Genomic DNA, 12,997 nt, shown 5'->3' with positions numbered 1-12,997 from the left:
GACCAACACTTTCTATTCCCGCATGCCCTCAAACGGAACTGCCTAGCCCATGTTATGTAATCATTTAAACTCCTATTTAAATCTATATGTGAAATCCTGCGAATTCGCGAGTATTCGTGAGAAAAACCTTATTCTCTGAGGGAGCTTAATAAAATGAGCATGCCAATGTAGTGACTGCTCATACATGTGTGTTTTTCAACTATCGTTACCCGATAATTGAATAGAAACGTGGGTTCAGGCTAAATATCATACGTAATCTGACCCCAGTCATACCAGGTAGATAATGCGAATGTTGCGCTTTCAGAGTCGTTTCAGAGTGTGTACTCCACCACCTACGTCATGGCCTCAAGATGCTGGAAAGCTGAGGGCAGCGACTCTTCTTCGAGGCGCTGGCGGATCAAGGCGGCACACTCTTCGGAACTAAGCACCGAGGTGTCAACCTCCAGATCATAGATACCAAGCATATGGACAGCCTGCTGCCACAATCTCACCGGCTTTGGCACAGATCCGTCCTCTTCGTAGCCGGAATTCCAAGTAGCGATCCTCCGCTGCATAACAACCTCTAATGGGCATCGCACACCAACAAACAAAACCGGCAGTCCACTCAGAGTCCGGGCACAGCTGGGAAGAATCCCCCGCGGGATCGAATAAGCATCGTGGTGACCGACATCAACTACCACATTCAGCCCCAAGCGGCTGTGCGCAGCAATAGACTCATACATGGCTTGATAAAGGGTCACAATGAGTGGCTCAAGGTCGGGGCGTTCCCCACCTGGCCGAAGCCCAATCCCTGGCCGGTAGCGTTCAGGGGTCATCTGCATGAACCGGTCGACTCCCATGTTCATCCACACACCCTCGAACGTATTCTGAATCACAGTGGCAATACTGGACTTCCCTGACCGCGGAGTCCCGTTTAAAATAATAATCTGTCCGGGCACATCTACCTGTAACATTTGCTTCCCCCTTGATTGTAATGAATAAAAGTTCCTGCTCTCAACCTCAAGACGTTGGAACTCCGGCCACGCTTGGAGGCGCTGGCGGATCAGGGCGGCACACTCTTCAGAACTGAGCACCGAGGTGTCAACCTCCAGGTCATAGTTACCAGGCATATGGACAGCCTGCTGCCATAATCTCACTGGCTTTGGCACAGATCCGTCCTCTTCGTAACCGGAATTCCAGGTAGCGATCCGCCGCTGCATGACAACCTCTAATGGGCATCGTACACCCACAAACAAAACAGGCAATCCACTCAGGATCCGGGCACAGCTCGGAAGAATCCCCCGCGGAATCGAATAAGCATCATGGTGCCAGACATCCACCACGACATTCAGTCCCAGACGGCTGTGTGCAGCAATGGCTTCATACATGGCTTGATACAGGATCACAATTAGAGGCTCAAGTTCAGGGCGTTCCCCACCTGGCCGAAGCGATATCCCTGGCTGGTAGTGTTCGGGGGTCATTTTCTTGAACTGACTGCCCCCAGCGTTCATCCATACACCCTCAAACATATTCTGGATCGCGATGGCAATGCTTGACTTCCCAGCCCGCGGATTGCCGTTCAGAATGACTATTTGTCCGAGTTTATCTTCTTGTGACATGCGTTTCCCTCCATACAAAGATTTCGTTCATACTGTGAATGTTTTTTCCATCTTTGGAAGTTACAATATAGATTGTAGCAACTATACGGCTAATGGAATAGTCTGTAATTTTAATATAATAAGGCGTAAAATTGAATTAGAACATAATCTTATCTTGTTGTGCTATTCTGCCCGTTCATATTATGGTTCAACTAGATATATCCTTATGCCGCAGTCATTGTCAGATAGGTCACTTAATAAGCAAAAAAAACCACCCCGAAGGGTGGTCCGTACTCATGATGAGCACTATAGGATTTGGATAGGAGTGGAGAGTCCTATCCCAAACCTGAAGCTTTTTAGTGTTAGACTCATTCATGTCTTTCTTCATCATTCTAGCAAGAGATTAATGATTGATTATTCGACACTGCATAACCAACAAAAATGAAACCTGTAAAGACGATGATTCCAATCAAGGTTTGTTGGTCGCAACTTTGGATCTCCACGAGCCCCTATGCCTTTACGTCAAACACTCCGATTTTCGTTGAATCGTTTCGTATTGTGTGAACAGCATTGCCAGCACCACTATGGCTAATCCGAACCATATCTGATACCAACTGAACGGCTTGCATCGGCTTCAAACCCGAAGCTCAACGAGACTACCGATTTATGCGGGCAACCTCGTCCTGGTGATTATTAAGCTATAGTTCCCGTTAGCTTAATGAATGCAAAGAAATAGCCCCTTAAAACGATACATCGTTCTAAGGGGCTATTAATTGTGTCACATCATATCCAATATTGTGTTTCGTGTATCTTCAAGTCGTAAACAATGTAAATTAATATAAAATTTATGTGGTTCTTTTTGGATAACATTGTTTTAGAATTAATTCGAGATCTTACATGTATCGTGGCTGTTCGCAGTTACATTTCAATTGACTTCATCTAAATTTATTTCTAAATCCATGGTTTTCCTTTCACCATTAATCGAAAATATCGTCTGAGTGTATAGAATTTGATCTTCAGGTTTAATATTAATAATTTTGTCCTTATCGAAACTATATACTTCATTCTTATCTAATGTCTTTGTGATACCAACAAAACTTAGAATAATATCTGGCCGATTAGAACGATATCCAACGACTTCTCCAATCATAGGATCACCATGGATGATCACAACGGAATTGTCACCCGTATTCACCAATTCGGTGTGGATTTTAATTTTCGATGATTCTACTGTTTCTACTTTGACCCGAAGAGTAATTGAATCGGAAGAAACTTCCTTAATTATAGACTTGTCCTCCTTACTTTGACATCCGATTATGAACAAAAGAAAAATGCATAAAATGATAGTATGCTTCATATAGTTCAATCCTTTCTGCAAAAGCAGGAAATGAGACTCTGTTTGACAGAGCCTCATCATTTAAAAGTTACGGAAATGAAACGTTAGATGTCAAAATCTGAGTCATGCCAAGGTCGGTGAATACCCTACCCGATTTTGAGTAGAAATACCAATCATTAACCACACCTCCGCTGAGAACACCCATAATCTTTCTTTTTTCATACGGTTCATTTGGAATTCTAGCATATATAGCCCCTCCGCTATCTCTCCTTCTGTAGCCTGATTATTATCAACCTTAACCATAGCGGCAAAATTCAATTGAAGGAACCGCAGTTTCTCAAACAGCCGATGGTTGAAGTAACCATGAACTTGTACAAATATTATGAAGCACAGCTTCTTCACTGACCATTCCTGTCAGTGAAGATGGGGTAGAATGAGAGTATGAATTTTTTTAGAAACATCATATTAACTTTAGACCTAGAGGAGCTGGATCATGAATTTACTTCAAGTTCGAATATTGGTATAAGATTTCCCGAAGAGCGAGGCTTTTTATAGAGATGTTTTGGAGCTCCAAGCTGACTGGTATGAGGAATCGATGGAGCATGCACTATTGTGCCGCTCGAATTGAGCTGCTGTCTCGTAAAGCAATTGGAGAAACGCTTGGTGAAGATCTGGAGCAAGCTGAAAGATATGGGACGAAGTCTTCACCAATCGATCATAGATTTCTCATTCATTCTCTCGAAGAAGCATGTGGTGTTGACTAATGCCAAGCAGAAGGGATGCTGTTGCGTAGCGTAAATGATTATCCACAAATATCCGGCTTGCTGCTGGAGCGTGTCGGTAGGATAAAAGAAAAACCCGCGATTTTAGCAGGTTGGAATAGGACTATATTCTTGTCATCCGACAAGTAAGCATTGAAAAGAGAGTACGTTTAATAAAGAGAGTATAGTGCCACTGCTATTTTTATTTTTTATACAACTCAAACGTAAATAATCGACTCCCTCAGCAACTGGAATTATGCCAAACTTCCAGTATGTCTGGGTCCAAAGTTGTTAACACTCTGCGATGAAGAATCGACAATACATCAGAACTATCGGACTTCTACCAAATAAAAAAGCAACCTTTACGGTTGCGATGTTTTATTATCGTGGAATTTAGGGGGGGATGCATGAATCTTGATTTTTGTAGCTGACGACGCGTATCCGGATGAAGCTTTCAGCGGTAGATTCAAACGCTGTGCTCCTCCACCTTCGGCTACGTTTACGCTTCACTGAACCCCTGACCAATTTTGGTCCAGCGAAGAGCTCTCCATCAGAGCTAATTTTCCAAGATAAATCCTGATACTGAACTTCAATTCTTTGGGTTAGTGTAACAAATCCCTCCATGCTCCCGTGGTGGTTCGTTGCCATGACCAGAATTGTCAAACTTAAGGCATGTACCTTGACACGGTACATACCACGCTCAGTGGACGCCGCTTTATTTGAACCGCTGGGATTGCCTTGAAGGCATAATAGTCAGTTCCGGAATGTTGACATGCTCAGTCTGCTCCAGTGCATAGAGTGCTGGTTCTGCAACATCATCGGGGTGTAACGGCAAAACTTTCGAAGTAAACGCACGAACTTCAGCCAGTTGTATATCGGCAGGTACCGCCAAAACCTCGTACAATTCCTCTTTATGCAAGTCTTGAACCAGCTCATCCAATCGTTCCCGACGGCGTGCCACTAAGGCTACATATGCGCCGCGCTTTGCCAGTTTCCTGGAAATCGATGCCCCGATGCCACTGCTGGCGCCAGTCACCAAGGCTACTTTTCCTGCTAGACTCTCCTTAGCATTCCAAGATAGCTCCAAATCATCCAGTTTCATTTCGCATCCTCCCGGATCCAACATTATTTTGTTAAAAGCACGCGATGTAAACCCTGGCTGCCTCCAGGTGCCGTTCCTATATATAAATATCCGTTATGACTTACAGCCGTAGTTACACCATATAATGAGCCTTCTGGATCATGCCAGCTTTCGATAAGCTCTCCCTGCGGACTGAACACAGCAGCAAGCCCATGCTTCGCCGGTGCGCTTGCACCGCTAAGCAGCGATTCTGGCAATTTGGCCATGGTACCGGCCAACCAAGGGCTGCGATGCATCTGATCTACAAAAGAGATGCGAGTCGTGAAGATGCCCACCCAGAATTGACCATGCTCATCACGTGTAATATTGTCTGGGAAGCCTGCGAGATTTTCCGCAAAAATATCAGATGTCCCCTTCTTTGTGCCCTTGAGCCAGTATCTAGTCAACTGGTAATGATATGATTCCGCAACAAGCACAAAATCTTCATCCGCAGACAAGGCAACCCCGTTTGCAAAATAGAGGCCTTCCAACAGGACGGTCGTCTGTTTGGTCATTGGATCGTACTTCAGCAAACGTCCATGCGGCTTATTCTCGGCAATTTCTTTAAATGTCACCTTGCCATAGTTCGAGGTATCGGAAAAATAAATTGAGCCGTCCTGGGCAATATCAAGCTCGTTAGCTAAATAGATCGGCTTGCCGTCCACTTGATCAGCCAATACCTCTATGCTCCCGGAAGGGTTTATAGACAGCAGTCCCTTCTGGATATCAGTAACGATCAAATCGCCATTGGCATCGAATTTAAGCCCATTAGGCGTTCCTTTAGTGTCTGCAAATACTTGGGCTTCTTGCGGATTGCCATCTGCATCGAAACCAACCTTGTAAATTTTCCCGTCAGAATCTCCTGTATATAGCGTACCCTCTTTATCAAACGTAATGAATTCCGGAGATTTAGGGGCATCCGTAACAAGCTCAGCTGAGCTGAGTTTATTGTTCTGTTGCCACGGACCAGGTTCCTTAAAAGAGGGACCCGTCGGCGCGATCCATTTTGCTTGTGTGATAGGTGAAGGTACAAGTGAAAAAATGATTATTCCAAGAAGCATCACCGCAAGCAATGATAATACCACTCTTCGAACTTTACGACTCGGGCGTTTAGGACTATTCAAGCCTTCATTAGATTTAACGGAATGAACTGGTTTATTGGGCATTATAGCGCCTCCTATGTCATGTCAGTGAGATTTAAATTTGAACTACGATTTTACCGAAATATTGCTTTCCTTCAGCCAAGAGCGCGAATGCTTCTCCAATTCGATCCAGAGGGAATACGTGGTCGATGACAGGATGTAAATGATGATGGGCAATCGCTCGATTCATCTTTTCAAAGTGATCACGGTTGCCGACTTGACTGCCGCGAATAGTTGCGGCTTTCTGCAAGATGCCAGTGACATCGTATTCCGGAATGGTCAAGCCCGTTAAGAACCCGACCATACTCAAGGTCCCTCCAACACGTAGCGCATTGATGGATTTTACCATTGTTGCCGCTCCGCCAACATCCAGAACATGATCGACGCCGCAGCCAGTCACCTCTAACACCGCCTTATCCCAATCGGGAACTTCCGAATAATTGATCGTTTCCCATGCGCCAAGAGCTTTTGCTCGTTCCAGCTTGGCGTTGCTGCTCGATGTGATGATGGCCCGCGCTCCAGCCATAAGAGAGAACTGAAGCCCGAAGATGGAAACACCCCCTGTTCCTTGCAGCAGCACGGTATCACCCGCTTTCAAACCACCGTATTCCATTAGCATGCTCCATGCGGTTAAAGCTGCGATCGGCAAGGTGGAAGCCTCCTCCCACGTGAGGTGATCGGGAATAGGAACGACTCCGTTTTCATTCAGAACGACATACTCGGCCGCCACTCCGTTCAACGGACCTCCCAGACTGTCTCTTAACACCTTCGCTCTTGGGCTGCCGGCAATGAATTGCTGTTGTAAATTACCCGCTACTCGGTCTCCAACCTGAAACTTTGTTACTCCTTGGCCAACGGCTACAACTTCTCCCGCTCCGTCTGATATTGGAATGAAAGGAAATTTGATGTCGACCGGCATTAATCCGCTCAGAATCACTAGATCCCGGTAATTGAGAGAAGCTGCCCTCATGCGGATCAGCACCTCTTGAGGACCCGGCGTTGGTATTTCAAGTTCCACCAGGGTTAATTCCTCAAATCCAAATCCGTTTTTCAGTTGTATAGCTTTCATCGTATTGTCCTCCCTGAAAGATCAGATTGATTACCCGAATTCCTATTATTACTGGATCCATTGCGCGGACGAAGCATGCTTCCAACAAGCCGAAGACCTTGCTTTCGTGTAATGAAACGCCCTAACTGCGCCCCGATATAGTTCTGCATACCAGGAACGACATACATTTTCCCTTCCTTTAATGCACGAAGTGCAACCTCTACGACTCTTTCCGGAGTGTCTTTCTTTCCGACGGAGGCTTCTTCCGCTCCTACGACATTAAAGAAACTGGTATCCGTCGAACCGGGACAAAGTGCGAAGAATTTTATGCCGCGATCGCGGTTTTCCCAATATAACGCTTGAGTAAACGACAAGACAAAAGCTTTTGTCGCCCCATATACGGCCATATAGGGAAGCGGCTGAAATCCGGCGGTTGAAGCAACATTGATAACTGTACCTGAGCTTCTGCGCAACATGTCCGGTAAGAACAAGTGGGTCATATCTACAACAGCGGCGACATTGAGCATAACTTCTTCATGTTGACGCTCACCTGACACTTCTTCAAACAAACCATGTGTAGCAAAGCCAGCATTGTTGATCAGCAGTTCAATATCCACTTTCAAAATTCGACATTGCTGATATATTTCGCTAGGTGCACCCTCCTTCGCAAGATCCATAGTGATAACCTCTGCTTTGATGCCATACTTCTTTCTGAGCTCTGATGCCAGGCTCTCAAGCTTGCTCTTCGACCTTGCCACGAGAACCAAATTACTGCCTTGTTTTGCCAGTTGTCTCGCGAATTGCTCTCCAATACCGGAAGAAGTTCCCGTAATAAGTGACCATTTTCCTTGAATTGTCAAGTGTCAACTCTCCTTTCAAATACAATGTTTTATTATAGAAACAATGTTACCAAAACCCCAAAAGTTATCCCCACTTCCCGAGGGAGTAAGGAATCGTTGTGTTATGTTTGGTAACAGTGTTTCTTATTGGTTTCATTGTAACTACCCTTTTTTAGAAAGTCAATATGAGATTTGGATATCCAACGTCGCATTGACAATCGTCCAACAACTAAATAAAGTTACTGGTAAGAGAGTCAGACACTTTGTTTCCTGATGAAAACACGATAACTGAAGGTGATGATTATGAGCGACCAAGAGATATCTTCCATTGCGAATACACAAAAGTTAAAAACCTACCAAGAAGCTCGCTTGCAAAATATTGATAATCTCCGTAAACTCGTTGTTGATGCTGCGGCTACGCTCTTGCAAGAAGAAGGGCCGGAAGCCGTTACGGTGCGTAAGATAGCACAGAAAATGGATTGCTCGACAAAAATCATCTATAACTTGTTTGTTAATAAAGAGGGTTTAGTTCAACAATTGTATCTGGACGGCTGTAAGCTTCTTGCTAACGAATTCGAGGGGACACCACAGTCTACTAATCCGGCGCAGCAGTTGCTGAATTTAGGCGAAACCTTTTGGCAATTTGGGCAGCGCTACTCCAGCTATTATAAGCTGATGTTTGGAGGAGCCTTCGCAGATTTCAAACCGGACGAGGAAAGCATGCATGGCACCATAACAGCCATGAGGCAATTATTGACAGTGATCAGCAATGCACAAGAGCAAGGTCTGATTCACAGTCAGTATGACACGGAAACCTTTATACTTATATTCTGGGCTTCACTCCACGGCGTTATTCATCTTTACATTGGAGGACACTTGGGAGATGTACAATCGGCCCATTCAGTATACAGGCAAACGTTGTCTTTAATTGTCAGCTCGTTGTTTCCAAATCATAACGCCTAAACGGGGATCCTAATTCGGTAAAGGTGGGCATCACAACTGAGCCAAGTGCCATTTCGTGAAGAAAAACTATTTCAAAAAGCCTTCCCATATATGTTTCTTCAACGTTCTAGTATTAATATAGCCTCCAATTTTTAAAAAGATGGGGGCTAATAAACGTTTGCCCATTTGAATAGACTCCCAGTATATAAAATTTATCCTTTTGGAGTTAACACAATTTATAAACAAAAAAAAACCACCCCGAAGGGTGGTCCGTACTCATGATGAGCACAATAGGATTTGGATAGGAGTGGAGAGTCCTATCCCAAACCTGAAGCTTTTTTAAGTGTTACACATATTCATGTCTTTCAACTTCAATAACCGATTAATGAAGGATCTATTCGACACTAAGTTACCCTCCAAAAAAAAAACGAAACCTGTAAAGGCGATGATGTCAACCAAGGTTTGTTGGTCGCAACTTAGCCCCTTTGCCTTTACGTCAAGCACCTCTGATTTTTGTTGAAGCAATTCGTATAGTGTGAAAGCAGTTCCAGCTCCACTATGATTAATCCTTACCGTGCCTGGTGCCAACCGAACGGCATACATCGGCTTTCAAATCCGATATTTCTTCCTATTAGAACGCTGCTCATTAGCGCAGTGAGGCTGCCGTTACATGCCTGCAGCCTCGTCTTGGTTATTGTTAAGCTAAAGTACACGTTAGTTTAATACCATGTTATTGCATAATATTTTATTTTAATCCATTTTGTTAACTGCTGTTCACTTACAGCGACACTCTACGCCGTCGGACATTATCGGTTAAAGGTCTTCCGGCTTTATAAATTTCACCTCTGGATACATGTCGTTCGGACCCTGAATCAGATTTCCACCTGCTCCTTTCAATTGCTTATTAAAGAAATCGAGTACATATTGATTTACGATGCTAGATCCTCTTTTACCATTTATATCTCCTGTAATTCCAGTCAGTTTAATCAACTCAGAATAGAATTGAAGGTCCGTGAAATTGAAGTGTTGGGTACCTTCTACATAAATCGCACTTCCCCCCTGATTGATAACATTTTTAATAATGTGCAGCTCATCTGAAAGTTGTTTATTTATTTCGTTATCCGAACTTTTATCATTTTTAAAATCTACTAACCAGTCTTTAAAACTTCCCGATCTAATGAACATAAAAGGCTTGTTTATAACATCTCTATTTTCCACTTCAAATAGTGACCCGTCCATATTAATCCCGGCCTTGATTCTATGATCTAAATAAGTTGTATTAAACGCCGTTGCTCCCCCAAAAGAATGCCCCATCACGCCTAAGTTATTTAAATCTATTTTCCCTTTAAATTGGCTTTCGATTGCACCTGAATTTAGCTTTTCAATTTGGTTGATTACAAACTCTACATCTTGTGTCCATATATTTCCAATTCTTCTGCGTTCATCTATTGTTGTCATCTTTGTTTTATAGTCCGTTACACGGCCATCCGGAAAAATGGTAGCAAAGGTGCTATACGTATGATCGATTGTGACCACGATAAACCCATGACTGGCCAGATTCTCGGCCTGTGATGCATGTAGAACTCTACTGGTTCCCATTCCGTGAGATAGCAGTACCAAAGGATAAGGACTTGTAGAAGGTAATATTTCTACATTATCATAAGAGTTGGTTTTACTATACTTCCAGTAATCGAACACAAAATCGGGAAGGTTTAAAGAATTAGAGTATGTCTGAATGTACTTTTTGAACATTTCTTTATCTTTTGGAAAAAGAGCTTCACTCTTGTTGTTATTGCTCTTTTCAGAAGGATACCAAACTTGAACCATTAGTTCCCTCTTATCGTTTTGATCTTCAGTTAAGACTTCATCTCTGTTCTGATCCGCAAAATGAAAAGTTTGAGTACCCACTTTCTCTGGACCATTAGGCTTTGGCAAATGAAAGACAGGCAAGTATACAGACAAGCTGGTAGATACAACAAGTAGAATGACGACTAGGGAAGATAAACTATATTTCAACGGCTTCCCTATTTTTAGATTCACCATCTTTTTTGATTGCCTGAGTAAAACGATGAGTATGAAAAGAGCCGTCATAATATATACCAAAAGCAACTGCCATCTGTATCCCTCAACAAACAATTGAACTACAAATATAACGCCACTTCCTATACACAAAACCAGTCCTGTTTTCTTTGCACCTCTTTTAATAAACAATAGATCTACGAGTAAAGCGAAACAGGATAGAACTAAAAGTATCTCAAATAATCTCATTTGAATTCCTCTCTTTCATCACGAACTTTTACAGGTTATTTACTTCGCTTCATTCATGAATGCGCTCAGCTATTTCTTTAAATTTGGTATGGTGTAAATAATGTGATCCATCCATTGTTATTACTTTTCCATGCACCGAGTCTTTGATCTGTCCTTCGTGCAAAGGTATCCATCCTTTACACCTTCATTATTCGCTTGAATCACGAGAAGAAGTGGAAGATCTTTAGGCAAGGTTAAACCTTGAGCCCCTTTAAAATTCGCCTCCGAATTGCTACTGATCACATTCGTGATATAAAAAATACCTAGAAACAGAACAATGGCGATTACGACTGCTCCTAGTATTTTAATTATAATATTTCGTACTTTCTTGGCCCTCGATCAATTCTACGTTTTCTTTTCCTTTGGTTGTGTCACTCTCATCTCTCCCTGTCTTGAACTGTTTGTTGGATTTTCTTCTTTGATGCTAATGAAATCTTAACCAATGAATATGTATTCCCCATGACGTCAATATGAACTGAATATGAACAAGCAAATAAATTAATAATTACTGCGACGTCATTGGCGGATAAATTTGCGCGAACAATTCATAAAATTTCCTTCATAAAACCCCTGAATCTTTCAGCAATGTATTTGGAATGGGAACGATAAAAATAATGATGATTTACTTCCAGCAGCACCACTGCACCATGTACAGAATCCTGTATTAGCTTCTCGTGCTCGGGAATCCATCTGTCCGTTGCCGGGCAATTCGCTTGGATAAAGAAAATAACAGGAAGATTTGGAGGGGAAGTTAATTGTTCAGCTGCTTTAAAAGTTGAGGCTTGAAACGTGGGACACAGTCAATCTGGGTAAATGCACCGATTGTGTATCTCATGGAAACTTCCCCAAGCGGGTTTATTCTGCAATAAATCAACTTGAACTGGGAGTTCTTTACTTGATACCGATTGTACTAATCGGACTCCCTTTTATGTTGTGAATCCCCTGTTGTACTTTATTTGCTCAAACATACTTTCCGATTCAATCATTCTTCGAACCGACAACGCGCATCCATCCTCGTTCCTAAGTTTCTCACGGACTTGCAGCTTGTCACATAATTGAATGACTTTTTCTCAGGTAGCTTAATAATGTTGTTTCTTTATTAGAAACTTTCAAACATTTTTTGAAAAACCCCTATGATTTACCTATGATTAGGCCATGCTGCATGTGTTTTTTTGATATTTTAGCAACCGAACATTATCTCTTTAGGAGTGATGCATTATGAACTATTGAACATTTGGTAAGAGAACTATGTCATTCCGGAATACAGAAATGAAGACGCATCAAAGTAGGACTGACTATGAAGTACCATGCTAAAAGACGGATAGCCCCTGTTAATGTTCATATTGAAAAGAAACCAACTCCCCCTTTTCACTTATCACTTCGCAGGAAGAGTAAAAGAGATGTTCAACTGGCTGTTGATAAAAACGGATAGTTGATCATGACATCAAAATAGCCCTACCTACGCTCCATGAGTTTTGGGTTTAGTTCATGGTATCAATTTGGTGTAAAGACAAGATATTATCGTTACTAATTATTGGTTTATTTCTACCAACTAAATTGTTATTAAGAGGTGTACTTTATGACTGTCATTACAATTTGTGCAATTCTAAAAGCAAAACCTGGACAAGAGGAGCAGCTACGCGATGAATTGATCAAACTTATTAAACCGTCACGTGCAGAAAAAGGCTGTAAACAATATGAGCTGCATAAATCGCTTGAAGAAAAAGGCACATATGTTTTTTATGAGTCTTGGGCTGACGAAGATGCCATAATCGCACATGTAAATACCGATCATTACCAAACATACCTCAAAAATATAGAAACTATAATTGCTAAAATGGAAGTTTATCATTTGGAAAACATTGAATGATAAGATCAAAGCACATGCAAGTAGGTTGTTTTCGTTTATGTTAATATCATTCGAT

At 42.4% G+C, this 12,997-nt stretch carries 11 protein-coding genes and 1 pseudogene; 3 read left to right on the top strand and 9 right to left on the bottom strand.

Features of this window, described 5'->3' with window-relative positions; all coding sequences use genetic code 11:
- Positions 1-332: 332 nt before the first annotated feature.
- The 3 genes from AC1DM9_RS33560 to AC1DM9_RS33550 form a co-directional block, all read right to left on the bottom strand.
- Entirely contained in the window at positions 333-1,598 is a 1,266-nt protein-coding gene (locus AC1DM9_RS33560; protein WP_477509817.1) for a chloramphenicol phosphotransferase CPT family protein, read from the bottom strand.
- Between the two features lie 904 nt (positions 1,599-2,502).
- On the bottom strand, positions 2,503-2,727 hold the full coding sequence (locus tag AC1DM9_RS33555; RefSeq protein WP_477584350.1) for a hypothetical protein: 225 nt from the start codon (positions 2,725-2,727) through the stop codon (positions 2,503-2,505).
- A gap of 309 nt (positions 2,728-3,036) precedes the next feature.
- Positions 3,037-3,315: a hypothetical protein gene (locus AC1DM9_RS33550; protein WP_477584348.1), complete on the bottom strand. Its 279-nt coding sequence runs from the start codon at positions 3,313-3,315 to the stop codon at positions 3,037-3,039.
- Between the two features lie 182 nt (positions 3,316-3,497).
- Here AC1DM9_RS33550 and AC1DM9_RS33545 point away from each other — a divergent pair, with 182 nt between their 5' ends.
- Positions 3,498-3,677 (top strand): hypothetical protein, encoded by a 180-nt coding sequence (locus AC1DM9_RS33545; protein ID WP_441883862.1) that lies wholly within the window; start codon positions 3,498-3,500, stop codon positions 3,675-3,677.
- A gap of 712 nt (positions 3,678-4,389) precedes the next feature.
- Here AC1DM9_RS33545 and AC1DM9_RS33540 read toward each other — a convergent pair.
- From AC1DM9_RS33540 to AC1DM9_RS33525, 4 genes are read right to left on the bottom strand one after another with little or no spacing between them, the layout of a single operon-like run.
- Entirely contained in the window at positions 4,390-4,800 is a 411-nt protein-coding gene (locus AC1DM9_RS33540; RefSeq protein ID WP_477584345.1) for an SDR family oxidoreductase, read from the bottom strand.
- On the bottom strand, positions 4,800-5,960 hold the full coding sequence (locus AC1DM9_RS33535) for an SMP-30/gluconolactonase/LRE family protein (protein WP_477584344.1): 1,161 nt from the start codon (positions 5,958-5,960) through the stop codon (positions 4,800-4,802). The genes AC1DM9_RS33540 and AC1DM9_RS33535 overlap by 1 nt, the downstream gene beginning before the upstream one ends.
- Before the next feature lie 31 nt (positions 5,961-5,991).
- Positions 5,992-7,005, bottom strand: a complete 1,014-nt coding sequence (locus AC1DM9_RS33530) for a zinc-dependent alcohol dehydrogenase family protein (RefSeq protein WP_441883853.1) — start codon at positions 7,003-7,005, stop codon at positions 5,992-5,994.
- Positions 7,002-7,844: an SDR family NAD(P)-dependent oxidoreductase gene (locus AC1DM9_RS33525; RefSeq protein WP_477584341.1), complete on the bottom strand. Its 843-nt coding sequence runs from the start codon at positions 7,842-7,844 to the stop codon at positions 7,002-7,004. Before AC1DM9_RS33525 ends, AC1DM9_RS33530 begins: the two co-directional genes overlap by 4 nt.
- Positions 7,845-8,126: 282 nt before the next feature.
- On the opposite strand from AC1DM9_RS33525, the gene AC1DM9_RS33520 reads away from it, so the two are divergent.
- Positions 8,127-8,786, top strand: coding sequence for a TetR/AcrR family transcriptional regulator (locus AC1DM9_RS33520; RefSeq protein ID WP_441883847.1), 660 nt, complete (start codon positions 8,127-8,129; stop codon positions 8,784-8,786).
- 792 nt (positions 8,787-9,578) lie between these two features.
- Here the strand turns inward: AC1DM9_RS33520 and AC1DM9_RS33515 are convergent.
- Both AC1DM9_RS33515 and AC1DM9_RS33510 read right to left on the bottom strand, forming a co-directional pair.
- The gene (locus AC1DM9_RS33515; protein WP_477584338.1) at positions 9,579-11,033 is read right to left on the bottom strand and encodes an alpha/beta hydrolase family protein; all 1,455 of its coding nucleotides are present in this window, start codon (positions 11,031-11,033) and stop codon (positions 9,579-9,581) included.
- Positions 11,034-11,082: 49 nt separating this feature from the next.
- Positions 11,083-11,294 (bottom strand): annotated as a pseudogene (locus AC1DM9_RS33510) (alpha/beta hydrolase); the annotation flags it as partial.
- A gap of 1,357 nt (positions 11,295-12,651) precedes the next feature.
- On the opposite strand from AC1DM9_RS33510, the gene AC1DM9_RS33505 reads away from it, so the two are divergent.
- Positions 12,652-12,942: a putative quinol monooxygenase gene (locus AC1DM9_RS33505; protein WP_477584336.1), complete on the top strand. Its 291-nt coding sequence runs from the start codon at positions 12,652-12,654 to the stop codon at positions 12,940-12,942.
- The last annotated feature ends 55 nt before the right edge of the window (positions 12,943-12,997 follow it).

It is taken from the genome of Paenibacillus sp. 01T431, from assembly GCF_056398625.1.
The sequence above is the reverse complement of the archived record's forward strand: the minus strand, read 5'-3'. Positions and strand labels throughout refer to the sequence as shown.